This is a genomic window from Halotia branconii CENA392 (genome assembly GCF_029953635.1).
Classification (GTDB): Bacteria; Cyanobacteriota; Cyanobacteriia; order Cyanobacteriales; family Nostocaceae; genus Halotia; species Halotia branconii.
Genome location: NZ_CP124543.1, coordinates 3,927,304 through 3,953,309, shown reverse-complemented (window position 1 = coordinate 3,953,309; position 26,006 = coordinate 3,927,304). Strand labels below are relative to the sequence as shown.

Here is a 26,006-nt window from a genome sequence, read left to right as displayed (position 1 = left end):
GCTAAGTTTTACCACAGATTCAGTCAGTTATGTGCCTTTGTATAAATCCAGCTTGTCCTCAACCCTATTACTCTGAAAATGACAAAGACCGCTTCTGTAAAAGTTGTGGTTCTCAGTTGGAATTGCTAGGCCGTTATCGGGTAATACGTTTGTTAAGTGACAAAACTGGCTTTGGCAAAGTTTATGAGATACACGAACACAGTACATCGAAAATCCTCAAGGTACTTCATGAGGATTTATCAAACGATGCTAAAGCAGTAGAACTGTTTCGACAACAAGCTGATGTTCCTCAAATCGATAGTTATTTTCAATATCGAACTAGAAATGGTTTGGTATTACATTGCATTGCAATGGCAAAAATCGACAGCTTCGACTCAGAACAGTGGCTTCAAAAACGGCGCAGTCATCCAACAGCTCAAGAAACTGCACAGCAACAGTCTCAAATTAAACAAATATCCCAGACAAAACTTCATACATCTTTACCACCATCAGCAAAGCAGTCAAAAGAAGTGCCTCTGACAGCTTTGTTTGCAGCAATGCTGGTATCATTAGGGTTACTGAATGCGATCGCCTTTGCAACGGGTTATCCTAAATTTGTAGCATTACCAAGCCAAGGACAATTTCCCCAAAGAAAAGGCAAAATTGATTATTTTCCCTACGAGGAAGGTAGAGACAATCAAGGTAGAATTGCTAAATTTAATATCGCTGTTTTATCAGTAGAGTATAAATGGCTTGTAGGCAGCAATTTTCAAATAAAATATAACGATCAAGTTATTAGTCTAGAAGTTTTAAAATTAAATTTAGAACAAGAAGGAATACAGAAAATTATGAAAAATCCTAGTGAGATTATTTCTGTAGGCATGGCTTCTTGTGAAGGTAATGTAGAGGTTGAACAACGCAGAGCCTTTGAGCGTTCCAAACAAATTCAAGTTTTAGCAAAAAAGTTGTTTAGCAATACACCCAGTGTCAAAGGTTATCGCTTATTAAATCTGGGCAGATTTCAACGTAGTAATTGTCAGACAAATCAAGAAGCAACCGCATACCAAAGAAGTGTTATTTTGATTGGTGTTAAAAAACAATCGGCAAATGTAATTCTAGATGAAGCCCTCAGAGATAGGTTAGAAAATAAGCCTTTTGGTGACTTTAAATTAAGGGATTATTCTTTGGGTTCAGCGGATAAATTTAGAACTATCATCAGTAATTTGTCGGAAAAATAGGTATGTCATAACCTACTAAGTAGGTCGGCGTAAATAATTACTGTTGGAATAAGGCAGGGGGCATCCCTACCCTTCGGGAACGACTCCGTCGAACGGCTACGCTCAGTGACCGGGAGCAGGGGGAGAAAGAGTTTGAGCCTTATTTACTTTTCGTTACATAGTTTGGTTTTATTGCACCGACTTACTTACAGTAATGATTTACTTAATTTATGGCTAAAGCAGCAGATATCAGAGCCAACTTGCGCCCTAGCTATGACTCAGATAGGCAATTTGGCGATCGCTTTACGTAAGTTACTGCTACTCTAAAGGCACATCATCCCCTTGTTTCACAGATGCTTACTTAAAGCAGCCTGTTTGTTTACTGTGCAGCAATTAACCAATAATCACAGATGTTTTTAAGAAATGATTAACAGATGGTGCATTACAAGTTTTTCTAGTGTACGGTAGCCCTGGTGTTTGGCAACGCTTTATACCGTTGCTTCTGGCACAAATCTCCATGTTGTTCAACGATGCACAAATACCAAGCTTATAAAGCTTGGTTCTACAGTGATGATTTAGTACATTAACAATCTACCTGCTGAAATATTTTCACTTATCCAATCATGCTTGAAAGTAGTTATAGCAAAGCTTTGAGACTTTTTAAATGCAAAATAAATAACTTTATTGGCGGGTTAAGTTAATTACCACCGATATGACAAGATGAACCACATTTAGGCAATATGTCAGGAAATGTTGACATTCTTAACATTTCTTAGGATAATTTTAGGATGTGTAGCGTCAAAATGGAAATAGTTCCGTATAGCAAACTACAAAACCCTAGCCACAAGTCTAATCCTTGTCATGTTTGTTCCCAGTAATTCTTGGGAACACTATCTACGTGTAAATTTGTGAGTAAAAACCATGAGTGTGAATACGGTGCCTTCTATCAACTACTATTCTCTGGACGTAATTCAAGATGAAGCTCGTCGTCTGGTGGAAAGGGGAATGGTCAGCAGACAACAGCCAATATATACGCTCTGCCAATACATCCCAGCAAGAGAGTGGGTTTGCGTTGAATGTGAGTTAGAGAAATGTGACTTTTTACTACGCGATCGCATCGGCGATTTAATTGGTCGTGAACAATGGGACAACGACTAATTCACTTGATGATTTTTGGATTGGGAGTTTCTTTTAAACGTTTAGATTTGACAAGAAATATTCAATACCCGATTTGAGGTGTAATCTATAGTTGTGATTTCAGTATTTCCCCATCCAGAATCTTCTATTTTCCATTGATGCAAAAGCATTAAAATAGGATTTATACAACTTTTCAAGTTAGCCGAAACATTGAACAAGCAGTTGTGTAAATCTAATGTTATTAGTTGAATATCCTATGTAGATTTACTGGCCGGAGCAGTTCCTTATATTGAACTGCTCCGGTAGTTTTTCAGAGGTGATTTTTTTTAGCACTACCTCATCGAAAGCGGTGAGAAACTCCATCCCTTCATAGGTGGTTAAATTAGTGAACAGTTAACAATTAACAGTGATAACTGATAACTTCTTTTCCATGCCCCATGACGGCAGTTGCTCTAGTCGAAATCAAAGCTCAAGGCGTAGACTTCAACAAGTGATAACTGATAACTTCTTTTCCATGCCCCATGACGGCAGTTGCTCTACTTGGGGAGACCCCAAGACCGCACTGCCTCCCCCATGCCCCATGCCCCATGCCCAAAAACAGAGTTGTTATCCTACTTGCTCTAAGTACTGATTAATATCTTCAATAATCCGTGTAAGTTCAGCTTCTGTAGTCAAACGAATGCTGACATCCCGGACAGTAAGTAAGACTTTGGCTGCAAAGGGAGTAGGCCAGATATTAGGATTGCAGAAAACTTCTAAAAACACTTCACCAGTGTAGCGGTATTCTAAAGGAGGTTGAGGAGTCGCTTTACCACCACCAGGTGTTGGTTTAGCAGCGACAGCTTTGAGTCGCTCCATCAATTGATTTATAGCGGTTTTTAATTCCCGTGCAGCTTGGGGTGAAAAACTAAAGGAAACAGAACCCTCAATTAGATTCAGTGTCAAAGGAGATGAAGACATGATCTATTTATTAAAACTTCTTGATGATCACCTATATTACTGGAATAGGCGTTCCAACCTCGCATCACAAATTAAAATTGAGAGGCTAAGATCTCCAACTCTTTAAGAAGTCGGGGATCTTGTTGTTCAAATCTTCTCTTTTCATACATAGATTGATGCTCAGTTTCATGCCAAAAAACGGTATTTTGGTTATGGACAGGTCAATTTGTAGGTATAAGATGAGCTTTGAGCCTCTATGAACCTTGATTCTCTCATTAGGATTGTGAATCAAAAACTGCGGGAAACTCAAAGTCGCCCCCTCAATTCCGCAGAAGTTCTAATTATTCGAGGTATCTGGCACTATAAAACCTATAGTAAAATTGCTGAGGAAGGTAGCTACAGTACTGGATACTTGACAAATGTAGTTGCTCCAGAGCTGTTTCAACGCCTATTTGCACTAATTGGTCAACGCATTAATAAAAAAAACTGTCGTCTGTTACTGGAGTCTTATGCTACTTCTCAAACAGTATCAGTCATCAACATCCAAAAAGAACTTATAGAATTTCCTTCAGATACTAACCAAGAGTCTTCACCTCGCTATCCCAGTGGTTCAGTTCCACTAAATTCCTCATTTTATCTGAAACGCTCTTTAGTTGATGATCAGGTATATGCAGAAATTAAAAAGCCAGGAGCTTTAGTACGTATTAAAGCTCCTAGAGAAATGGGTAAAACCTCACTCATTCTCAGAACTCTAGATTATGCCGAGCGTCATGGCTACTATACTGTTAGCCTCAATCTAGAGCAAACTGACCAAGCAATATTGAGCAATTTGAATCGTTTTTTGCGTTGGCTATGTGCGAACGTCGCTAGTCAACTTGATTTTGATGCAAAACTTGATGATTATTGGGATGAAGATATTGGTAGCAAAGTCAGCTGTAGTCTATACTTCCGCAACTGTCTACTAGAGCAGATTGATTCTCCTTTAGTTTTGGTGTTGGATGAGGCGCACCACATTTTTGAGTATCCTCAAGTAGCCAAGGACTTCTTACCCCTGCTGCGTTCTTGGTATGAAGAAGCCAAGAGATTGCCTGTCTGGCAAAAACTGCGTCTAATTATAGTCCACTCAACTGAAATTTATGTGCCGCTGCAACTTCAGCAATCGCCTTTTAATGTCGGTTTACCAGTTCAGTTAACTTGCTTTAGTTTAGAACAGGTACAGCAGTTAGCCCAGCGCTACGGACTTGACTGGACTGATGGCAAGGAAGCTCAACAACTTATGGATATGGTTGGAGGACATCCTGCATTGGTAAATATAGCATTATATCACCTGAATCGCGGGGAAATAACATTGCTGCAATTACTGGAAACTGCACCGACATCGACTGGAATTTATGTGCATCACTTACAACGTCATTGGGCAACTTTGCAAAAACAGCCAGAATTAGCGATCGCTCTTGGTGCTGTCATCAGTACTACTGAACCTGTATTATTAGAACCCATCATTGCATACAAGTTAAGCAGTATGGGATTAATTAAATTAGCTAATAATAAAGCTACACTTAGTTGTCAGTTATATAGACACTATTTTCAGCGAGATTTCTTCCCTGAAAATAGACAAATATGAAAAACTTTACCCAAAAGGGAATGTGGAAGAAGTTACCAATACCCAATGCCCCATGAAGGGATGGAGTTTACCGCCGCTTTCAATCAAAATAATGGTATCGACAAGAAATAATTGTTAGATATTCGTCATTTACTGCATATACTAAGCGGTTCGTATCATCGATTCGCCGCGACCAAAAACCAGCCAAATTCTCCCTCAGTAGTTCTGGTTTTCCAATTCCCTCAAACGGTAATTGGATTGTTGCCTCAATTAGCTTGTTAATTCGTTTTAATATTTTCTTGTCTTGCCCTTGCCAATATAGATAATCATTCCAAGCTTCATCTGTCCATGCTAACTTTCTAGTCATTCAACAAATTTTGCCCTACCACTTTCCCCTGCTTGAACTGAGCAATAGAACGCTCTAAATGAGCAGCATTGGCAGGAGACTTGAGTAAATGGACAGTCTCTAGCAAACTATTAAATAACTCTAGCGACATCACTACAGCATCCTCCGCATCTCTTCTAGTAATGATGGTGTAGTCGACATCTTCCACCACTTGGTCTAAAACAGTCTTGAGATTACTTCTCGCTTCGCTAAAAGTCACCACTTTCATCGGTTCATAGTTGTACTATTTATTGTACAACTATAGCAGATGAAAATATATTCCGCAATCTAGAGCATCACTACCACTGTCCATTTATCAATATCACATTATTAATCTTATTAACTAGACACACCTCATATAAAACCTCATAGAAAACCTCATATTCAAATTATTTAAAACTCTAATTAATCTCATATTAAATAGAATATAAAAAAATGTATCTTTTGTATATTCTCGTATTGTGCAATAATCCAGTAACGGTATGATTAACTGTAATTAAGTCAACTGAGTATTTGCTGATTTTTCACCATAATCAGTTATTTGTACCTGTAGCTTAGATATAATATTCTAGACATAATCTTCTATAAAAGTTGATTTAAAGTCTGTTTATGAATATCTAATCAAAAGCTAATATTAGCTTAAGTTGGAAACCTTCAACATTCCAAATATTATGAAAAATTAATTGATTTGATCAATAATTATCGGTTGCGGAATCAGAAAAAGTTGATCTATTTTAGAGACTTTTAATTTATGGGGATAAGAAGAACCCATAACAGAGCAAAACCTTCTTAAAGTGAGGAGGAATTTAAATTTGAAAGTAGGTTCTTTAATTATTGTTGGTACGGGTATTCAATTAGTAGGTCATCTGACTTTAGCTGCGAAAGCTTGGATTGAGCAGGCTGATAAGGTTTTTTTTGCTGTAGCTGACCCAATCACAGCAAAATGGCTGCGATCGCTCAATCCTACGGCAGAAGCCCTACCTTACAATACCAACTATCAGCGGCGTAAAAAGACCTATAGTGAAATGGTCGAAAGAATGCTGCTTGGAGTTCGTCAGGGGTTAAATGTTTGTGTGGTTTTTTACGGACATCCAGGTGTCTTTGCCGATCCAGCACATCAAGCAATTAAACAAGCACGTAGTGAAGGTTTCACGGCACAAATGCTCCCTGGAATTTCTGCCGAAGATTGTTTATATGCTGATCTTGGTCTTGATCCCGGACGTAATGGTTGTCAGAGTTTTGAAGCCACAGATTTTTTGATCCGACATCGCAGATTTGATCCTACTAGCGCTTTAATTCTGTGGCAGATTGCAATGGTCGGTAATCTTGGTTTTTACAAAGAAGGAGAACATTTGCATGGACTGACAGTGTTAGCCGAGGTTTTGGCAACACACTATAGTTTTGACCATGAAGTGATTGTTTACCAAGCAGCAGTTTATTATCCAGTTTGTGAACCAACAATCCAACGGATTCCTTTGTTTAGACTGCCAGAAGCCGATGTTACACCAATTTCCACGCTTTATGTTCCGCCTCAACCCCCAGTAACTTTAGATTGTGAAATGATGACCCGTTTGGGTATGTCTTTTGCCAAAGAAACTACAACAGAGCAAGTCAACGGATGGAGTACTATCAAAAAACTTTGGCTAACATCGACCGAGCGATTGAACAGAAATTCAATGATGCTAAGGTTTTGGCTCATGAAGGTGAAACCTGTCGGCTGATGGGGTATTTGGAAGCAGCTCTAGTTAATTTTAATTGTGCCATTGAGCTTAACCCCAACTATGCTTGGGCGATCGCTCACCGGGGGGAAACATATCGGCAAATGAAACGCTACGAAAAAGCCCTAGCTGATTTTAGCCGTTCTCTTACCCTTAAACCCAGACATGCCTGGACATTGGCACACCGAGGAGCAAGCCACTATAAATTAAAGTATTACCAAGATGCCTTAGTTGATATTAACCAAGCCATCAAATTACAACCTAACTATCCTTGGGCGCTAGTTTACCGGGTTAACCTTTATATCAAAATGGAGCGCCATGAAGAAGCATTAGTCGATTTTGATCGAGCGATCGCTTTTGACGAAACTATTATTCCTTATTGGCCTGGTGAGCGCGGGCTACTACTTAGTTATTTAGGGCGACACTCTGAGGCAATTTCTGGCTGTGAGCAAGGATTGCAGCAAAACCCAACTGATTATATTACCTTATATACTCTTGCTGTCATTAAAACCCACTTGCAGGGTCTAGCAGCAGCACAAGTAGAAATAAAAACAACCCGAAATATCTTAAAAGCAATAGCCAAACAGTCAAGAAATGCTGGCGTTATTTACAGATTGGGGGGTTTAGCTGCTCTTGAAGGTGATGCAGAGCAAGCCTTTAACTATCTTCAACAAGCTATTGCTTTGGATAATGAACCGCTGGAATTAGCACGCCGGGACTTAGCTTGGTTGAATCTACGCGATTATCCACGTTTTCAATCGTTAACTTATGAAGGAGGATGAACTTGAAAAGTTACGGGGAAACCCTTGATCGCCTTAATCAATCAATCAAACACAATCTCGATAATACTGAGGCGATCGCTCATCAAGGAGAAGCCTACCGTTTGGCTAAACAGTATGAACAAGCTTTGACATATTTTAACCAAGCGATCGCTCAAAATGCTAACTATACCTGGGCAATTGCCCACCGGGGAGAAGTTTATCGACAGATGAAATACTATCCCCAAGCGATCGCTGATTTTAACCAATCTCTGGAATTACAGCCTGACTATATTTGGGCATTTGCTCATCGGGGCGTAACTTACCGCTGCATGGGAAAGCATTATTACCAAAAAGCTTTGGCAGATTTTAGCCGAGCAATTGACCTTAACCCTAATTATGCTTGGGCAATTGCTTATCGAGCGCGTATCTATGATCTATTAAGACGGTATGAGGAAGCATTAGTTGATTTTGATCGAGCAATCGCCCTTGATCAGACAGTATTTGACAATTGGCTGAGTGAGCGCGGCTCGTTGCTTAGTTATGTTGGGCGATACGCCGAAGCGATCAACTGTTGTCAGTTAGCTTTGCAAGCAGATCCAAATAATCACTTTGCTTTGTATAACATTGCAATCTTTCAAGCTCGTTGGCAAGGATTGGCAAAGGCCAGTCTAGATATTGAAAAAGCACGGGCATTATTATTAACTTTGCGGGACACTCAAGAGCGCGGGATGGTTCTCTATCGATTGGGAGGACTAGCTGCGATTGAGGGTCAGATAGAGATAGCTTTGAACTATCTGCAAACAGCGATCCCACTAGATCAAGAAGCGGTTGAGTTTGCTCGTCATGACATAGCATGGCTGGAAATGCGAAAATTGCCGAAGTTTTTAAACTTAATTTCTGAACTTGATTAGTGCTAAATACAAACACCAAGGAGACCTAAAAATGGGCAGAAAAGCAGCTATAGCCAAAGCCAGAGAAGGAGAGAGTTTTCGTCTGTTGGCTAGGTACAACCAGGACGAATTTATCAAAGATAATATCGATAGCCTACTTGAACGGGCAGGACGGTATTTTGAAGAAGCAATTCAAGAAGATGATAGTTATGCATGGGCTTGGTCTCATTGGGGCGCGACGCTGTCGTACCGCGGTGGTACTCTCAAACGTCTAAACGACCAAAAGTTCGAGTATTACCAACAAGCAGATGAAAAATTTGATCAAGCACTTCAACAAAATCCCAATTATGCTTGGGCTTTGGCACATCGAGGCGAAAATAATACTTGGTGGGCGATCGCCGAAAGACCCAGAAACGATCAGCAAAAAGTCAAAATACTTTTATCGAATGCCAAAACCTATTTAGATAAAGCTATCGATCTTGATCCCAACTATACTTGGGCTTTCGCCCGTAGAGGCTCTGTATATAGATTTCTTGGGCATCTCAAAGGAGAGGATGGTACACCAGAACAGCCCAACTACGACGAAGCAATCAAAGATTTTAGTAGAGCGATCGAGTTAAATAATAAATATGCTTGGGCCATAGCTTTTCGAGCCGCAATTCATCGGCAAAAAGCCAGAGCATTAGAAATCAATGGGAACCAAGCAGGTGCTTTAGAACAATGGAAGCTAACTTATCTTGATCTCGAAAAGAGTTTAAAGACTTATCTCAACGTTTTTAAACGCCCTATCGTTTTAGATATTGGCGAAGTGTTTCTGCCTCCATCAGCAAGTTTTTTAGCTGCTAATCTCAGTCAGCCTACTTTGACTGCTAACCTGAATCTGTCTCCTTCTGAAATGTATGCTAAATTGGCACAGCGCGTTTACGAAGAAGGATACGACAAAGTTAATCCCGAAGAGATCAATCAAGTTTTAACAGCGATCGCCGAAGAGTGGGCCAGGGTTGACTGATAAAATATATTCACTCTTGGAGGTTGTACTCAATTTATTCTCCAATAGTTAAGAGAGATTTCACTATGAGCAGCTTATTCGATTTTCTGACCGATATTGCTACTAATCCCAAACAGCAGATAGCATTTGTCCAACAGCCAGTTATTCTGACAGATATGCTTGGATTTTCAAAAGCAGCTCAGGCAGCTTTTGCAAGTAAGAGTAGTCAACAAATTGCAGCTTTATTCGCTGATGAAATGACTCCATTAGCGGAAATTTGCAATGATCCTAATCCAGAAGATCCTTTTCCTGATCCTGATCCCGAACCTGAGCCTTCTAAAGAAGATTAGCTTGAGTTATATCTTTGTGCTTTTTCATTGCCAAGATGTAACTAAAAAAATAATTTCTTAGCTATTAAAAGCCCCGTCATCACAGGGCTTTTAGTATTTTCTAAAAAAATCTTGATTTATGCACTGGTAATTATTTACTGTTTGATTCGACCTCAGTTCTCAGTATTTAACATTTTTGGCAAAAAGTATTGCTTTTTGCAATTAATCGACTTCATGAATGACTTTCGGGCTTATCTCTTGATAAGCTTCTATCCATGACAGTGTAGGAAGTACTGTAGCATAAGAGCCTGGCACATCAACAAAACCGGAACATAAATAAGTTCCATAACTAGGAACCATTACCTTTTGGACTTCCCACAGCCCTAAGTGCTTACCCCAATCCGGTAGACCAATTTCGTCAGAATCTTCTATATAAAAGATTGGTTCTGGCCAATTAAAGGGTGGTTTTTGCAAATTTAGTGGTCTCCAACCCCCAGTACATATCTCAAAATTCACTTCAACGTTAGGATAAGTTGTTACCAGCAGATATTGAGATCTACTCTTCTTAATGTTTTGAATAGCTTGACCGATATCGTAAAAAGACAAATGCACTAATGCATCTCGACACAAAATGATGTCAGCCTTGAGTAGTTCGTCCTTTGTAAAGTCTAGTCTTCTAAAATCTCTATTATCTTGTGCATAATTGTGCCTATTGTTTTCACAAATACTGTGAACTATATCAACCCCAAAATATGTATCGACTTTGAGGTCAATCTCTTTCATCCAATTAAAGTCACCACAGGCAAGATCCAGAAATGTTTTTGCGCCTAGCTTTTTAACTAAACCAGGCAACTGTTTTCTAATCTCTTCTGTGTTTTTGAGTGTTGAACCACAACCGGAAGCTGACTCAGAACAATTCCATAGGTTATGCCGAAAAATGGTCTCGAACGTTTTTTCCATAGTTTTTATCTAAAGTAAATACTGGAAGCTAGCTTACATTAAATAAATGAATTATTATAAAACAAACTTATGAAAATAGCTCTAGTAAGAAAGGGAGCAATCCAAGTCATAGAAAAAAGCAGTATGCTAAGCAGTCAGAAACGAAGGAAGAAGGAAGAAAACTCATCTCCGTATGCGTGGCTGAACTCACTTCTTCCCTCTTCCCTCGAACCTCTTCCTTAAGGGCGAAGCCCTGGTCAAGGAGAATCATCATCGGTTATGTTGCCTAGTCTAGTTCTCGGTGCGAAACTCAGAAAGCTCATTCTATAAAGCCTAAAAACCAAGGTTTTAGTTCCTGGAAACATCTTAAATCCGTATCCTTATTTTTTGGAAATTTAGTTTTGCACCGGGAACTAGTCTGAACTCAAGTAGTATAAATTTAGCTCTCTCAATATCATACGCATCACAATCTTATTCAACTTACTAAGCTCAGTTAATGCAAATCGGATTTCATCGATACTATACCTATCAATCTCAAGTAGAACTTGTTTGTGGCTCTCTTGTTCTTGCAAATTATTTGTAATTAGTGCTTTTTCATGCTCAGATTCAAAACAGTCTCTAAGTCTATCTTCATTTGTCTGGTCATAAGCTTCACCTTTTCTACGACTTTCAGCATCTTCTTTAATATACTGGTACGAGTTTTGAAGTTTTAGAAGTAATCTCTTCTTTTCCTTTGGTGGCTTATTCTGAAAATCCCCAGAATTAAGTATTAGCAGAAATATGTCACACACATCCCATTGAAGGCGATTCCCAAGGATTATAGCAGTTGCTAGCGTAGCTGATTTTAGATTAGGCGCGTTTTCTATGAATCCTATGGCTATAATTTCCTGAAGTATCATAGTAAACCTTATTGAACCATTCTTGAAGACTTCCATCTTACTTACTGTAAGTTTAAGTAATCTACTATCTGATGACCAGAACGTCAATTGATCTTCTCGGTAGTTTTTCCTACTGTTATTTGACCTTCCGCCACGAATTAAGTGGAGGACTGAATCTATAAATTCTTCTAAACATAGTCCATTATTACTATGTGGCAAGCGATCAAATAGGTCTTGAGCAGTCCAGTTTTCCTTCCTATTAGTAGGGGCACTTAGAAGACCGAAAATTTTAAACGATTCTGCATCTCCAATTACATTAAGTTTTCTTAAGATGTTTTTTTTCGTCAGATTTTGTTGGTTGTCTAGAGTCCAATAGATTGTAGGTAGTAAAGTGTGTTCATAACATGAAGGGTGAGTGTCTCCACCTTTTGCATTGATTAAATTTGTTAGTTGAGTGTCTCCACCTTTTGCCTTGATTAAATTTGTTAGTAGAGTCTCTGCATTCTTCTTATGGATTTTTTCTAGTGTCTTTACATTTTTGAGCGATTTCCAAAGTTCACAACCATAATCCTTTATAAATGTGTCCAATGAAACCTTGATTTTTTTATTGTACCGTTGATGTATCTCTCGGTAAGTTAGACCTTCCAAAGTTCCCCGAATCACACACTCATGAATAGGATTCATGCAGCCATCTTTGAAATATTTAGCAGCTGCTTGATTGACCAATTCAACTATTTTGTTAAAATCTATTACCGATTCACATACTTCGTTAATATTCATTAAGTTAACTCCAGGTAAAAGAGAGCTTGAAAAAAGTTCAATTATCTTGTTTTTAGCTAACCTTAAGTCGGTCTACCACCTGCGTCAATTACTCGATGAACCACTTTATATATTGTCTTAGGACTTACGCACAAGTCACAGAAGAATAAAACCGCAGAGGTAAGCACAGAGTATACAAAAAAATAAGAATTTGAGAGATAGTTTGCGTAAGTGCTATGTCTAATGATGCTTACTATCTGCTCGATCGCTAACTGTCTGAGAGCAACACTATTTATCTAAAGATTACTTAAAAAATTGCTCTTATGGAGTTTCATACCGGAATTTTGACATAAAAGTTTAATTTGTATATGTTCTTGAAGTGCTTGCTGTTTTTCTGGAGTCATTTGATGATGCTCAGGCCTATAAAGTGATTAATTTTTGCGATTTATAAATAAAAAGTGAGTTTCGCTTAGTAACTAATTTATCTGGGTCTGGAGAGTTGCTGTTAGTGATGATGAAATTAGGGACATTTATCGATATTTAGCTGAATTAGACTGAAGTTTACTGAAGTTTACTGAAGTCTACTGAAATTGACACTGAATTCAGGCTTTTTTAGGGCTGTAAAAAGAAGAAAAAAATAACAGAATTTATTTGCAAAATTTGAAAAAATACTATAAATTTGAAGTCATAAGATGAAAGCGGCAACTAAAATCTTAACTAAGACTGCTATATTCTTAATAGCTCAATCGTAGTCGTGGGCGAGATTGATTGAGGTTCGTTTGCCCTGGATTTAAAACTGCTTTACTTATGTATGTTGGGATATATCTCAACTACTAATTGCAAATTAGTATTAGACATTGGTTTAAGTCTATCTATACACAAGGGTGGAAGTTATGACTCAGAACATTAATGATGATCAGACACAAGCAGATTGGAAAATTAATACCAAGCAAATTGAGCCAATTACCGAAGCAATTATCGCTGGCAAATATTCTTGGGCATGTGTATTGATTTTGCGTTTTTTAGGTTACAACCCGTTACACTATATGCCTTACCGCACCTATAATCGATTAACAAAAAACAACTAATAGATTAGTTGAGAGTTAAAAACAAAGTCAAACTGATAGCAAGACTGCGAAGGCGTTTGACCTCAAATTAACTTTAATTACGTGAGTCTTCAACGGAGGCACACCTACAGGAAGGGCGAAGTCTGAAGAGAGCAAAATTTGGCTCTTCATACCTCATCCTAGCGTGCAGCAAGCCCTGATGCTCTTGCCTTGCTAATAGGTTAGGGGGTGACGCTCAAACGCAAGAGTGTGTCGGCGACTTCCTCGCCTCCTTACTTGATTCCTAGCAGCTTATGACTTACCCATCTGATATCACTGATAGTCGTTTACAAGCTATTATTAGGGAGATATTCTTTTATAAGAAAGAAGAAATTGCACAAATTCAGCAACAAATGCCTGTTGCTTTTTTTGAACGCCAGTTAACCAAAGCCCCGAGTGTCAGAGATTTCTTCACCGCTTTGCAACAAAGTCCTTACAAGCCTTGCATCATTGCAGATGTGAAGAAGGCGTGCCCAATTCACGGCATCCTTAGAGAAAATTTTGATCCAGTAGCGATCGCCCAAGCTTATGAACGCGGTGGTGCAACTTGTCTATCTGTGTATACTGACCAAAAATTTTTTCAAGGTAGTTATGACACTCTACGCACTATCCGTAAACGAGTAAGATTACCCATACTGTGTAAGGATTTTATTTTAGACTCCTGCCAAGTTTATTTGGCAAGAGAAGCCGGTGCAGACGCAGTACTACTAATTGCAGCAATTCTTTCAGATGAACAACTGCAAAACTTGTTGAGAGTAATTCAAGATTTGGGCATGAATGCTCTAGTACAAGTTCATACCTTGACTGAACTAGATCGGGTGTTAAAGCTTAACAATTTAAATCTAGTAGTAATTAACAATCAGAGTTTAGTAGATTTTAGTGTCGATATCTGCGCTACTGAGCAACTACTAGCAGCTAGGCGATCGCAACTACAAAATCTAGGCATCATCATTATCAGCGAATCAGAATTGTATACACCTGCTGATTTATTCCTTGTGGCCAAGGCTGGTGCAGATGTAGCTATCTTAGATTTAATTAAAGAAAAGGATTTAGAGCAAGCTGTGCGTGTCCTACTCAGGTTTTATCATATCACTTGCGATGAATCACATCGAGGCTGAATTAAAAAGCATTTTACCCAAGGAATTTGAGCAAGGATTGCCGAGCGACATTTACTACTTTGTGTGAGCAATGTAACTGCTTCTATTCATTTCATAGCTCAGGCTTGATTTAACAGTTTCATGATTGAGCAGTGTCAAATAAAACATTAAGTTACGGCAGCCATGCCCAAAAACTTTAAGAATTGGTGTAGGAGCGAACATAGTATTTTATTCATCACTAAAATGCATCCTTACTTTTGTAGAACTACCTAATTATGAACATGCAACTAAAACAACTGATCTTGGAAGCTCTTAGCCTTCCTAATAATGCTATTTCCTATCATGTTCGCCGGAGATTAGCCGAAATGTATCCTCAAAAAGCTCTGTTGGAAACTAGTGACTTTAACTTCAATATCACAAGATATGCAAAAGCAAATCTTTGCAAGATTCAACATAACCAATCAAACTACAACCAGATTATATCGGGTTGGAATGGGATAGAAAATAGAATTTACAACTTTACCAAAAATGGACATTTTGAAGTTATATCACAAGAAAATAAACTAGAAGTAATTTCGATGAAATGGCAGGAGGCTTATTGTCAAGTCAATTATCATTGGATCATAGCTGATAACAAAGAAATTGCTGAAAACTTTTTTACTGCTGTTTGTGATTGGAATTCAGAAATTCAAGACGAGATATTAGTTTTTCAAAATGGTTATTGGTCAAGAGATCCAAAATTGTTTGAGTCTATTCGTAGTGCCTGTTTCGATACTTTAATTTTGAGTGGAACTCTCAAACAAGATATTCAAGATTACTTAGGGCGGTTTTTTGCCTCGCAAGACTTGTATGAATACTATGGTGTATCCCATAAATGCGGAATCTTATTTACCGGTCCTCCTGGAAACGGAAAAAGTCACACTATCAAAGCTATAATTAACGAAATGGAGGTACCGTGTTTGTACGTTAAAAGCTTAAAATCTCGGTACGATAATGATCACTATAGTATCCAACAAGTGTTCGAGCGAGCACGGGAAACGACTCCTTGTATCCTAGTCCTTGAAGATTTAGACTCACTTATATTAGAGGAAAGTCGTTCGTTACTGCTCAACGAGCTAGACGGTTTTGCCGATAATACAGGAATAGTGATCTTAGCGACAACTAACTATCCAAAGCGTATAGATGAAGCAATTCTGAAGCGTCCTGGTCGATTTGATCGCATATATAAATTTGACTTACCTACTGTCGAAGAACGAATTAAGTATATTACTCTTTGGAACGAAGAATTCAAATCTGAAATGTGCGTATCGAAGACGGACATCACTCAAATTGCTCAGAAGACTAAGGGCTTCTCTTATGCTTTCTTGAAAGAATTAATCATCTCATCTATGACGATCTGGATGGAAGAAAGGGAAATCGGCAAAATGAACAAAATTATAATTTCACAAGTTGATGCTCTGAAAAAACAAATGACATCGCTCACAGCATAATCATCTGTGAAACAACTACCGTCACCCGGTCTACCAGTTATTGAAAAAAAACTGGTAGATAAATTATTTAGTAGAGTATAGCACTGTGTGAATTAACAGAGCAATGCAGAATTTTAGCATGTATACACATGTTGTTAAGAGCTAATTACTTAAAGGCAGTACACCAGCAGACGTAAGCAATTGGAAATGTGAAATGCAGAATGAACGTATGGGTTGCTTATACAGACTCTATTGCTTGGGCTGGAGAAATGGCTCAATTAAGCGTTTTTCCTTGCTCCAACATTGGCTGCTTAATATCTTCCTCTACTATCGTCAAGGCTATGCAGAAGGAACTGAGTGGAAACAGAATCAGATAAAAAGTTAACCTTATAGGGTGAGGGGTAAAATGAGCAGTGATAGTGACTAAGCCGCCCCGTCACCGAAGTCCTGCTCCCTGCTCTCCTGTGTCTTTTGACCAGAGCGACTCGTCTACAAAACCGGACGTGAAACTTTCGAGTTATCCGGTTTTTCAGCGGCGACACCGCGCTGCACTGAGAAAATATAGATTTCCTCAAATTTTCTTGCGTTATAAATCTTTACCGTTATGCAGAGCAACTTATTTACCGCCGTTTTGCTCCAAATTTAAGGGAGAGGGAAGTATTAACAATGGAAAGCGCCACATAACAATTCAAATAATTGGGAGGTAGATGAATGCCAACATCTTTTCCAGGCTACCAAATCATTGAAGCACTACATGATAGTCCTAACTCGTTTGTCTATCGTGGATATCGCCTAGAAAATTCTCAACCAATCATCCTCAAAGTCCTCAAACCAACTTATCCATCACCAGAAAGAATAGCTTGGTTTAAACAAGAGTATGAGACGACCAAATCTTTACGACTTAAAGGGGTGATAGAAGCTTACAGCTTAGAAAACTATTTGCATCAATGGGTAATGGTATTAGAAGATTTTGGTGGTGAATCTCTCAATCACTTCATTAAAAAGAGACAATTTACTATTGCAGAATTTCTTTCTATTGCCATTAATATTGTGCAAATTCTCAAAGAGATACATCAATATCAGGTAATCCATAAGAATATTAACCCAGCTAATATTGTTTGGAATCAGCAAACAGGACAAGTTAAACTCATCGACTTTGGGATTTCGATAGTACTATCGCGAGAAAATTCTACATTTCGCAATCCTAATGTATTAGAAGGAACCCTCGCTTACATTTCGCCAGAACAGACTGGACGAATGAATCGAGCCATTGATTATCGCACAGATTTTTATTCATTAGGAGTAACTTTTTACGAATTATTAACAGGTCAATTGCCTTTTCCTACAGATGATGCTTTGGAGTTAGTACATTGTCATATTGCTAAACGATTTGTGCCTTTACATGAATATAAGTCAGACATTCCTCAAATGATTTCAGAGATTGTTTTGAAATTGATGAATAAAAATGCTGAAGATCGTTATCAATCAGTATGTGGATTAAAAGCAGACTTAGAAATATGTTTACAGCAATGGCAAGCCAAACAACAAATTGAACTTTTTTTAATAGGACAATATGATATTTCAGATAAGTTTCAAATTCCGCAAAAGCTATATGGGCGGGAAGAAGAAATCGCAACTTTAATGGCTGCCTTTGAACGGGTAAGCCTGGGTGCAAATGAAATGATGTTGGTATCAGGATTTTCAGGAATTGGTAAGTCAGCCTTAGTGCAGGAAGTCTATAAACCAATTACCCGCCAACGCGGCTACTTTATCGCTGGAAAATTTGATCAGTTTCAACGTAATATTCCCTATACGTCGATTATCCAGGCATTTCGGTCATTAATACTACAAATACTTACAGAAAATGAGACCGCGATCGCGCTTTGGCGAGAAAAGTTGCTTACGGCTTTAGGTGGTAATGGCCAAGTGATGATTGAGGTGATTCCAGAAATAGAACTGATTATTGGTTCGCAACCTCCTGTGACTGATTTACCACCAGCAGCAGCTAAAAATCGTTTTAACTTAGTCTTACAAAACTTTATTAAAGTATTTACCCGTCAAGAACATCCCCTAGTTATTTTCTTAGACGATTTGCAATGGGTTGATGGGGCTTCGTTAAAGTTGATTGAGATGTTAATGACAGTAGCAGATAGTAAATATCTGTTTTTAATCGGAGCCTATCGAGACAATGAAGTCAGTGCAGCACATCCTTTAATGTTGACTTTGGCTGAAATCAAGCAAGCCCAAGCAACAGTTAATCAGATTTTTCTATCACCTTTAACTTTACTACAGATAACTCAGCTAGTGAGCGATGTTTGCCACTGTGAGCCAGCAACTGCTATCCCCTTAGCCGAGTTAATCCTGAATAAGACTAATGGTAATCCCTTTTTTATGACTGAGTTTTTAAAGTCTTTATATGCAGAAGCCCTAGTCACTTTTAATTATCAACAAAGTTGTTGGCAATGGAATTTAGAGCAGATCCAATCTCAACAAATTACCGACAATGTAGTCGAATTGATGGCCGATAAGGTGCAAAAATTACCGCTACAGACACAAACTATTTTGAAGTTAGCCGCTTGTATTGGCAACCGATTTAACTTAGAAAAATTATCAACAATTTCTGAGGAAACGCCACAAGAAACAGCATCTGTTCTTTGGCCAGCGATCGCTAAGAGATTTGTGTTACCTCTAAGCAATACTTACAAATTGACAAATCTAGATGTAGAAGGTTTGTTAGACAGGTTGACAGCAGAATATAAATTTGCCCATGACAGAATCCAGCAAGCAGTCTATTTACTAATTCCTGAAATAGATAAAAAGGCAATGCATCTGCGTGTGGGTCAACTATTACTACAAAATACGCCGCCACAAAAGCAAGATGAAAATTTATTTGATATTGTGAATCAACTAAACCAAGGACAGGATTTAATTAACCACCAAGGAGATAAATATCAATTAGCACAATTAAATTTACAGGCGGGAAAAAAAGCCAAAGACTCAGCAGCTTATCAATCAGCATTTAACTATTTGCAAACTGGTTTAAGGCTATTACAACAAGATAGTTGGCATCATCAATACAATCTGACTTTGGAACTTCATGTAGAGGCAGCAGAGGCGGCTTATCTAAGTACTGATTTTGCAGCAATGGAGCTATTAACAAATATAGTTCTGCAACAAGCCGAGACGCTACTAGAAAAGGTCAGAGTTTACGAAGTTCGCATCCAATCTTATTGGGCAGAAAACAAACATCTAGAAGCTGTTAAAACGGCATTGCAAGTATTGAAGTTATTAAATATCACCTTTCCAGAACAACCAAGTCAACCAGATATAATTTTGGCTTTGCAACAAACACATTCAATTTTAGCAGCAAAAGCACCCTCAGACTTGATTGACTTGCCGATAATGACCGATTTGGTCAAACTGGCAGCCATGCAAATTATGACTATTGTCTGGAGTCCTGCTTACTTAACAGTAAATGAACTGATTCCGTTAATTGCTTGCCAACAGATAAATCTTTCGGTTACTGGAGGTAACGCTGCTGAATCAGCTTTTGCTTATGCAAATTATGGATTAATTTTATGCGGTCAGGGGCAGATTGATACTGCATATCAATTCAGTCAATTGGCTTTACATCTGTTAGAAAAATTCCATGCCACAAAACTTAAAGCCAAGATCTATGTATTTTGTAATTTTGTCAGACATTTAAAAGAGCATCTGAGAAAAGTACTGTTATACGAGTTAGAAGCTTATCAAAGTGGGTTGGAAAGTGGAGATTTTGAATTTGCTGCTGGTGGAGCAATGGGTTACTGCATGATGTCATATTTAAGTGGCAAAGAATTAGTAAAACTAGAACAAGAGCAAGCAATTTATCATCAAGCGATCGCTCAACTTAAACAAGAAGCATTTCTCAATTGGCATCGCATATTTTGGCAGGTAGTTCTCAACTGGATTGGTAAGGCAGAAAACCCTTGTTGTTTAAATGGTGAAGTCTACGATGAAAACAAAATGCTGCCGTTGCATTTAGAAGTTCAAGATCGAACTGCAATGCTGCATTTATATACAAATAAATTAATCCTTAGCTATCACTTTCATCAATTTGAGCAAGCAAGTGAAAATGCAACAAAGTTGGAAGAATATTTAGTTAATGCGGCAACAACTTGTTTTGCTCCCCCGGCTTATTTTTATGATTCGTTAACTCGGTTAATGATGTTTGCTGATGCTTCTGTAAATGATAAAAATAGCATTTTGGAAAAAGTTGCTGCTAACCAAGAAAAAATGCAAACATGGGCAAATCATGCTCCCATGAATTATTTACACAAATTTTATTTAGTAGAAGCCGAACGTTGCTGTGTATTAGGTAAAGATCAAGATGCCAGAGAATATTACGATCGCGCCATTACTCTAGCTCATAAACACGAATATCTCCATGAAGAAGCTCTAGCTTATGAGCTAGCAGGGCGATTTTATTTAGCTAAAAACCAAAAACATCTGGCTCGCCACTACCTACAAGATGCTCATTATGCTTATCAGCGTTGGGGGGCTGTGGCTAAAGTCAAAGATTTGGAGGCCAGATACCCACGATTTTTGACTAAAACCTCAACAGAAAGCTTTGCTATTGGCTTAAATCCTTTAACTAGCAACTCAGATCAAACTACATCAGGTGTATTAGATTTTGCTAGTATATTGAAAGCCTCACAAACAATTTCTGGAGAGATTGTTTTAGATAAGTTGCTAGCAAAATTAATGAAAATTGTGATTGAAAACGCTGGCGCTCAAAAAGGCTTTTTGATTCTTTATAAACAAGATAACTTAGTGATTGAAGCCCAAGGAACAGTAGATGTTGATGACTTAATTTTACTGCAATCCTTGCCAATAGATTCAGTGGCTCCTGGAACTAAAATTCCTCTTTTATCAACAGCTATTATTAATTATGTAGCTCACACTCACAAAGATGTAGTCTTAAATGATGCCACCCACGAAACACAATTTACTCTTGATCCCTACATTATTACTACTCAACCTAAATCTATTCTCTGTACTGCCTTAATTCATCAAGGCAAACTTAGCGGTATTTTATATTTAGAAAATAATTTAACCACAGGTGCTTTTACAAGCGATCGCGTGGAAGTTTTAAGAATCCTTTCGACTCAAGCCGCCATTTCTATTGAGAATTGCCGTCTTTACGATCAGCTAGAAGGTTACAGTCGGACTCTAGAACAAAAAGTAGAAATTAGAACTCAAGAACTCCAAAAGACAAATCTGGAATTAGCCAGTACCCTGCAAACATTAACAACCACACAAGCTCAAATTATTGCCCAAGAAAAACTGGCTTCTCTAGGAGCTTTAACAGCTGGTATTGCCCATGAGATCAAAAATCCCTTAAACTTTGTTAACAACTTTGCCGAGCTTTCCGTAGAGTTAACTCAAGAACTCTGCGAAGAAATTGCCAATCAGCAAAATCGTTTAGATCCAGAAACTAGAGAATATATTGCAGAAACCTTAAACGATCTCAAACAAAACGCCCAAAAAATCAATGAGCATGGCAAAAGGGCAGATAATATTGTACATGCAATGCTGATGCACTCGCGCGGACATGCTGGCGATCGGCAAATGACAGATATTAACGCTTTGCTTAAAGAAGCGATCGAGCTATCGTATCACGGAATGCGTGCTAAGATGCCCTCTTTCAATATCAATATCAAGACAGATTATGCTGATAATCTTGGTCAAGTAAATGTCGTACCCCAAAATATTAGTCGCGCTTTTATCAATGTAATTAATAATGCTTGCTATACAACACATAAAAAGAAAATGCGTTTTATCGCCAGTGCAGAAGCTAATGGTGAAGAATTTTCACCGATGCTTTCGATAACTACTAAAGATTTGAATCAACGAATAGAAATTCATATCCACGATAACGGCGAAGGTATTCCCCAAGAAGCACTAGATAAGATTTTTAATCCCTTTTTTACAACTAAACCGACTGGTGAAGGAACTGGTTTAGGTCTATCTATTACTCATGATATTATTGTCCAGCAACATCAAGGAGAAATCAAAGTAGAAACAAAAGTAAATTTTTATACATATTTTATTATTATCTTACCTAAATTTGTTGCTTACAGGAAATAGCTTCAAAAAGTATAGAAACTTCTTCTGCTAAATTTTAAACAAAGATGCTTACAGTTTGTATTAAGCTTATCCCACTCCTCAAAGAAGTAGGCTTCCCGCCGCCTTTGGTGAGTGCTTTAGCACTCATAGTAGTATAGAATTATCGCCATTTTTATGACGATTGACTAAAAAATGCTTGATCTTTCAATTTTTGACTACAAAAACACAAATACAATCAGGGTATCTCATGCATTTTGGTGTGTGCAATTTCTGATTCACTACTTAGTCACTTGTGTTTTTATGGTATAAAAAATTACGTAATTTAGCAAATATTAACCTAACGTTTGTGTAATAAATCTTGATTTCATTGAATTATAAATTATAAAAGCTCTACTCAGCTAGTCTTTTTACCTATACTTGGTTCACTTTGTCAAGATATAAATTTTAAATGAAAATAATGGTTGTAGATGACGAACAAGATGTTCAATTGTTGTTTAGACAGAAATTTAGGAGAGAACTTAAACAAGAGCAAATCAAATTATATTTTGCTTTTTCAGCAGAAGAAGCTTTGGAATATTTACAAAGTCAATTAATTAATCATCTAGCTTTGATAGTAACCGACATTAATATGCCTGGAATGAACGGCTTAGAAATGCTCAAAGTTATTAAAGATCATTATCCGAATCTCAAAGTATTTATCATTACTGCTTATGATGATGAATATAATTACTTAACAGCTAAACAATATGGAGCTGATGGCTATATCACAAAACCTATTCAATTTGACAAGCTGAAAGAAAAAATACTTAATTTATGAATAATCTACATCAGGTAAGAAACTATGCCAGCAATAATACTGGTTGTGGATGATGAGCCTGACTTAGAACTCTTACTCCGCCAGAAATTTAGAAAAAAAATTCGGGAAAAACAATTTCATCTGATTTTTGCCCGTAATGGTGTTGAAGCATTAGAAATACTACAAATGGAACCGGATATAGATATAGTGTTAACTGATATCTATATGCCGGAAATGGATGGGTTAACTTTAATTACCAAACTTAATGAGTTATATCCCATTATTAAAGCAGTAATTATTTCTGCGTATAATGATATGGAAAATATCAGAACTGCGATGAATCGTGGTGCTTTTGACTTTTTAACTAAACCAATAAATTTTCAGGATTTAGAAATTACAACTAGTAAAACTCTGCAACATGTGCAGCAAATGAAAATAGCTAAGAAGCAGGAATTTTTAGTACAAGAAACTCAAGCAAAATTATTAGTACGTTTACAACAAGAAGTCACAGTACGCCAACAAGCAGAGTTAGCATTACGTGAAAGCCAAGCAAGGCTGACTCAATTCTTAGAAGCTGTGCCAGTGGGCATATTCGTAGTTAATAGTGATGGTCAACCTTACTACGCTAATCAAACTGCACAGCAGCTACTTGGTAAGGGAATCGTCACTGAAGCCACACCTACTCAATTAGCAGAGATTTATCAAGTTTATTTGGCAGGTAAAAAGCAGTTATACCCTACAGAACAGCAGCCTATTGTGCAAGCATTAAACGGTAAAAGTGTCATTATCGATAATATGGAGATTCACCAAGCCGACAAGATTATTCCTTTAGAGGTGTCGGCTACGCCAATTTTTAATGAACAAGGTGAAATTGTTTATGCCATAGCCGCTTTTCAAGATATCACACAACGCAAACAATCAGAAGCTGAACGAGTACAGTTAATTTTAGAGTTGAAAGTTAAGAATCTTGCCTTACAAGAAGCTAAAGAAGCGTTAGCTAAATCTAACCTAAATTTAGAACAAAAAGTCAAAGAACGGACTCAAGAGCTATCACAAACACTAGAAATTCTTAAAGCTACTAAAGCAGAACTTGTATTTGAAAATGCTTTGCTTAAAAGTGCAGAGCAATCTTCAATTTTTGATTATCAAGTAGGGGGAAGTTTGCCTATGGATGCTCCTACTTATGTCGTGCGTTCAGCAGACCGTTATCTCTACAAAGCATTAAAGAATAAAGAGTTTTGTTACGTTCTCAATGCCCGACAAATGGGCAAATCCAGCTTGATGGTAAGGATTATACATCATCTTCAAAAGCAAGGGTTTAACTGTGCGGCCATCGATATCACTCGCCTGGGTTGCGAAAATATTACTCCTGCTCAATGGTATAAAGGATTAGTCGTGGAGTTGTGGCAGAGTTTTAATTTATTAGGAAAGGTGAATTTAAAAGCTTGGTGGCATGAGCAAAAAAATTTATCACCTATCCAGTGTTTAAGTAGATTTATAGAAGATGTTTTATTAGATCAAGTTTCAGACGAAAATATTTTTATTTTTATTGATGAAATTGATAGTGTTTTATCTTTAGATTTTCTAGTTAATGATTTTTTTGCTTTAATTCGCTTTTGTTATAATCAGCGCAGCATTAATCCTAAATATCGACGTTTAACTTTTGCTTTATTTGGCGTTGCTACTCCGTCCGATTTGATTACGGATTATCAAAGAACACCTTTTAATATTGGTCAAGCAATTCAATTAAATGGTTTTCATGTTCATGAAGCTCAACCTTTGTTGGAGGGATTGACACAAAAAGTTAGTAATCCTCAATTAGTACTCAAAGAAGTACTAGCTTGGACTAGTGGTCAGCCTTTCCTTACCCAGAAACTTTGTAAGTTGATTCGCAGTTCGGTATCTGCTATTCCTACAAATAGTGAAGCAGAATGGATTGAAAGTTTGGTGTTTACGAATATCATCAATAATTGGGAATCACAGGATGAGCCGGAGCATTTGCGAACAATTCGCGATCGCATCCTCAAAAATACTCGCCACCCTGTTGGGTTACTAGAACTATATCAGCAAATTTGGCATCAAGAAAAAATTCCCGCAGTAGATAGTCCAGAAGCAAGAGAATTGCTGTTGTCGGGGTTAATAATTAAAGAAGAAGGGTCTTTGAAAGTGCATAACCGGATATATGAATTGATTTTTAACAGTAGTTGGGCATCCTCTTGGAAATTAAAAATTGAAAATTGAAAATGTATCAATATTTACCTATATTACGTAAATAAGCAAATAAATTTGAATTTTGAATTACTAACTTTTCTTTACCTATTTTTCACTAAAAGGGTATTTAGTAAGTATTTTTTCCTAATTTAGGGGTGGTTTTTAGTGAAAGAACTACCAAAAAACATAAAAAATCCTGAAATCCATATAAATTAATGGTTTCATATATCCACTTCAGGCTACAACGCCTTAGAATGATTCATTGAAAAGTCGAGCCGATGGGATTTACAGGCGTTTTAAGTAAAAGTACTCCCAAAGGACGATTTTTATATTTCTCCCAACAGAGATTTCCGTAAGGATGCGACAGGGTGCATCCGTAAAGAATCTCAAGTAAACCACAAGGAGTTTGACATGAACAAGGGTGAATTGGTTGATGCCGTAGCTGAAAAGGCAAGTGTTACCAAAAAACAAGCGGATGCAGTCTTAAGCGCCGCTTTGGAAACGATTGTTGAAGCTGTTTCTTCTGGCGATAAAGTGACGCTAGTAGGATTCGGTTCCTTTGAATCACGGGAACGCAAAGCTCGTGAAGGTCGTAACCCCAAAACCAATGAAAAGATGGAAATTCCAGCAACTAAGGTTCCTGCTTTTTCCGCTGGTAAGCTCTTTAGAGAAAGAGTCGCACCCCCAAAATCATAGG

Annotated in this window: 21 protein-coding genes and 1 pseudogene; 17 read left to right on the top strand and 5 right to left on the bottom strand. The window is 37.7% G+C overall.

What is annotated here, in order from left to right; genetic code table 11:
• Window positions 1-29: 29 nt before the first annotated feature.
• The 3 genes from QI031_RS17320 (at window position 30) to QI031_RS17310 (ending at window position 2,354) form a co-directional block, all read left to right on the top strand.
• Entirely contained in the window at window positions 30-1,217 is a 1,188-nt protein-coding gene (locus tag QI031_RS17320; protein ID WP_281480901.1) for a 4-Cys prefix domain-containing protein, read from the top strand.
• 132 nt (window positions 1,218-1,349) lie between these two features.
• Window positions 1,350-1,523 (top strand): hypothetical protein, encoded by a 174-nt coding sequence (locus tag QI031_RS17315; protein WP_281480900.1) that lies wholly within the window; start codon window positions 1,350-1,352, stop codon window positions 1,521-1,523.
• Window positions 1,524-2,117: 594 nt separating this feature from the next.
• Complete coding sequence (locus QI031_RS17310; protein ID WP_281480899.1) at window positions 2,118-2,354, top strand: DUF4327 family protein; 237 nt, start codon at window positions 2,118-2,120, stop codon at window positions 2,352-2,354.
• Between the two features lie 585 nt (window positions 2,355-2,939).
• Here QI031_RS17310 and QI031_RS17305 read toward each other — a convergent pair.
• The gene (locus tag QI031_RS17305; protein WP_281480898.1) at window positions 2,940-3,293 is read right to left on the bottom strand and encodes a hypothetical protein; all 354 of its coding nucleotides are present in this window, start codon (window positions 3,291-3,293) and stop codon (window positions 2,940-2,942) included.
• 235 nt (window positions 3,294-3,528) lie between these two features.
• Between QI031_RS17305 and QI031_RS17300 the strand changes: the two genes are divergently transcribed.
• Window positions 3,529-4,896 (top strand): AAA-like domain-containing protein, encoded by a 1,368-nt coding sequence (locus QI031_RS17300; protein WP_281480897.1) that lies wholly within the window; start codon window positions 3,529-3,531, stop codon window positions 4,894-4,896.
• Between the two features lie 79 nt (window positions 4,897-4,975).
• Here the strand turns inward: QI031_RS17300 and QI031_RS17295 are convergent, their stop codons facing one another.
• A complete protein-coding gene (locus tag QI031_RS17295; protein ID WP_281480896.1) occupies window positions 4,976-5,242 on the bottom strand; it encodes a Txe/YoeB family addiction module toxin in 267 nt (88 codons plus the stop codon).
• Complete coding sequence (locus tag QI031_RS17290) at window positions 5,235-5,489, bottom strand: type II toxin-antitoxin system Phd/YefM family antitoxin (protein WP_281480895.1); 255 nt, start codon at window positions 5,487-5,489, stop codon at window positions 5,235-5,237. The genes QI031_RS17295 and QI031_RS17290 overlap by 8 nt, the downstream gene beginning before the upstream one ends.
• Window positions 5,490-6,072: 583 nt before the next feature.
• Between QI031_RS17290 and QI031_RS17285 the strand changes: the two genes are divergently transcribed.
• The 5 genes from QI031_RS17285 to QI031_RS17265 all read left to right on the top strand — a co-directional run bounded on the left by QI031_RS17285 (window position 6,073) and on the right by QI031_RS17265 (window position 9,967).
• Window positions 6,073-6,981, top strand: coding sequence for an SAM-dependent methyltransferase (locus QI031_RS17285; protein ID WP_281480894.1), 909 nt, complete (start codon window positions 6,073-6,075; stop codon window positions 6,979-6,981).
• Complete coding sequence (locus QI031_RS17280) at window positions 6,900-7,760, top strand: tetratricopeptide repeat protein (protein WP_281480893.1); 861 nt, start codon at window positions 6,900-6,902, stop codon at window positions 7,758-7,760. The genes QI031_RS17285 and QI031_RS17280 overlap by 82 nt, the downstream gene beginning before the upstream one ends.
• Window positions 7,757-8,650, top strand: coding sequence for a tetratricopeptide repeat protein (locus tag QI031_RS17275; RefSeq protein WP_281480892.1), 894 nt, complete (start codon window positions 7,757-7,759; stop codon window positions 8,648-8,650). Before QI031_RS17280 ends, QI031_RS17275 begins: the two co-directional genes overlap by 4 nt.
• Before the next feature lie 31 nt (window positions 8,651-8,681).
• Complete coding sequence (locus QI031_RS17270; protein WP_281480891.1) at window positions 8,682-9,638, top strand: tetratricopeptide repeat protein; 957 nt, start codon at window positions 8,682-8,684, stop codon at window positions 9,636-9,638.
• A gap of 65 nt (window positions 9,639-9,703) precedes the next feature.
• On the top strand, window positions 9,704-9,967 hold the full coding sequence (locus QI031_RS17265; RefSeq protein WP_281480890.1) for a hypothetical protein: 264 nt from the start codon (window positions 9,704-9,706) through the stop codon (window positions 9,965-9,967).
• 201 nt (window positions 9,968-10,168) lie between these two features.
• Here QI031_RS17265 and QI031_RS17260 read toward each other — a convergent pair whose 3' ends face one another.
• Complete coding sequence (locus tag QI031_RS17260) at window positions 10,169-10,906, bottom strand: class I SAM-dependent methyltransferase (protein ID WP_281480889.1); 738 nt, start codon at window positions 10,904-10,906, stop codon at window positions 10,169-10,171.
• A gap of 392 nt (window positions 10,907-11,298) precedes the next feature.
• Window positions 11,299-12,543 carry a helix-turn-helix domain-containing protein gene (locus QI031_RS17255; protein WP_281480888.1) on the bottom strand — a complete coding sequence of 415 codons (1,245 nt, stop codon included), beginning with the start codon at window positions 12,541-12,543 and terminating at the stop codon, window positions 11,299-11,301.
• Between the two features lie 872 nt (window positions 12,544-13,415).
• On the opposite strand from QI031_RS17255, the pseudogene QI031_RS17250 reads away from it, so the two are divergent.
• The 8 genes and pseudogenes from QI031_RS17250 to QI031_RS17210 form a co-directional block, all read left to right on the top strand.
• Window positions 13,416-13,607, top strand: a pseudogene (locus tag QI031_RS17250) (HetP family heterocyst commitment protein); the annotation flags it as partial.
• A gap of 275 nt (window positions 13,608-13,882) precedes the next feature.
• The gene (locus QI031_RS17245; RefSeq protein WP_281480886.1) at window positions 13,883-14,746 is read left to right on the top strand and encodes an indole-3-glycerol phosphate synthase TrpC; all 864 of its coding nucleotides are present in this window, start codon (window positions 13,883-13,885) and stop codon (window positions 14,744-14,746) included.
• A 254-nt stretch (window positions 14,747-15,000) separates the two neighbouring features.
• Entirely contained in the window at window positions 15,001-16,215 is a 1,215-nt protein-coding gene (locus QI031_RS17240; RefSeq protein WP_281480885.1) for an AAA family ATPase, read from the top strand.
• A 200-nt stretch (window positions 16,216-16,415) separates the two neighbouring features.
• Entirely contained in the window at window positions 16,416-16,571 is a 156-nt protein-coding gene (locus QI031_RS17235; RefSeq protein WP_281480884.1) for a hypothetical protein, read from the top strand.
• Window positions 16,572-16,905: 334 nt separating this feature from the next.
• Window positions 16,906-22,323 carry a trifunctional serine/threonine-protein kinase/ATP-binding protein/sensor histidine kinase gene (locus QI031_RS17230; protein ID WP_281480883.1) on the top strand — a complete coding sequence of 1,806 codons (5,418 nt, stop codon included), beginning with the start codon at window positions 16,906-16,908 and terminating at the stop codon, window positions 22,321-22,323.
• Window positions 22,324-22,759: 436 nt separating this feature from the next.
• Entirely contained in the window at window positions 22,760-23,119 is a 360-nt protein-coding gene (locus QI031_RS17225) for a response regulator (RefSeq protein WP_281480882.1), read from the top strand.
• 24 nt (window positions 23,120-23,143) lie between these two features.
• Entirely contained in the window at window positions 23,144-25,339 is a 2,196-nt protein-coding gene (locus tag QI031_RS17215; protein ID WP_343217803.1) for an AAA-like domain-containing protein, read from the top strand.
• 381 nt (window positions 25,340-25,720) lie between these two features.
• Window positions 25,721-26,005: an HU family DNA-binding protein gene (locus QI031_RS17210; RefSeq protein ID WP_281480881.1), complete on the top strand. Its 285-nt coding sequence runs from the start codon at window positions 25,721-25,723 to the stop codon at window positions 26,003-26,005.
• Window position 26,006 lies beyond the last annotated feature (1 nt).

Coding starts and splice junctions, on each gene's coding strand:
- QI031_RS17260 (WP_281480889.1), bottom strand. CDS start 10,906: ATGGAAAAAACGTTCGAGACCATTTTTCGGCATAACCTATGGAATTGT.
- QI031_RS17275 (WP_281480892.1), top strand. CDS start 7,757: ATGAACTTGAAAAGTTACGGGGAAACCCTTGATCGCCTTAATCAATCA.
- QI031_RS17265 (WP_281480890.1), top strand. CDS start 9,704: ATGAGCAGCTTATTCGATTTTCTGACCGATATTGCTACTAATCCCAAA.
- QI031_RS17245 (WP_281480886.1), top strand. CDS start 13,883: ATGACTTACCCATCTGATATCACTGATAGTCGTTTACAAGCTATTATT.
- QI031_RS17230 (WP_281480883.1), top strand. CDS start 16,906: ATGCCAACATCTTTTCCAGGCTACCAAATCATTGAAGCACTACATGAT.
- QI031_RS17320 (WP_281480901.1), top strand. CDS start 30: ATGTGCCTTTGTATAAATCCAGCTTGTCCTCAACCCTATTACTCTGAA.
- QI031_RS17290 (WP_281480895.1), bottom strand. CDS start 5,489: ATGAAAGTGGTGACTTTTAGCGAAGCGAGAAGTAATCTCAAGACTGTT.
- QI031_RS17210 (WP_281480881.1), top strand. CDS start 25,721: ATGAACAAGGGTGAATTGGTTGATGCCGTAGCTGAAAAGGCAAGTGTT.
- QI031_RS17295 (WP_281480896.1), bottom strand. CDS start 5,242: ATGACTAGAAAGTTAGCATGGACAGATGAAGCTTGGAATGATTATCTA.
- QI031_RS17215 (WP_343217803.1), top strand. CDS start 23,144: ATGCCAGCAATAATACTGGTTGTGGATGATGAGCCTGACTTAGAACTC.
- QI031_RS17270 (WP_281480891.1), top strand. CDS start 8,682: ATGGGCAGAAAAGCAGCTATAGCCAAAGCCAGAGAAGGAGAGAGTTTT.
- QI031_RS17225 (WP_281480882.1), top strand. CDS start 22,760: ATGGTTGTAGATGACGAACAAGATGTTCAATTGTTGTTTAGACAGAAA.
- QI031_RS17310 (WP_281480899.1), top strand. CDS start 2,118: ATGAGTGTGAATACGGTGCCTTCTATCAACTACTATTCTCTGGACGTA.
- QI031_RS17240 (WP_281480885.1), top strand. CDS start 15,001: ATGAACATGCAACTAAAACAACTGATCTTGGAAGCTCTTAGCCTTCCT.
- QI031_RS17235 (WP_281480884.1), top strand. CDS start 16,416: ATGAACGTATGGGTTGCTTATACAGACTCTATTGCTTGGGCTGGAGAA.
- QI031_RS17255 (WP_281480888.1), bottom strand. CDS start 12,543: ATGAATATTAACGAAGTATGTGAATCGGTAATAGATTTTAACAAAATA.
- QI031_RS17300 (WP_281480897.1), top strand. CDS start 3,529: ATGAACCTTGATTCTCTCATTAGGATTGTGAATCAAAAACTGCGGGAA.
- QI031_RS17305 (WP_281480898.1), bottom strand. CDS start 3,293: ATGTCTTCATCTCCTTTGACACTGAATCTAATTGAGGGTTCTGTTTCC.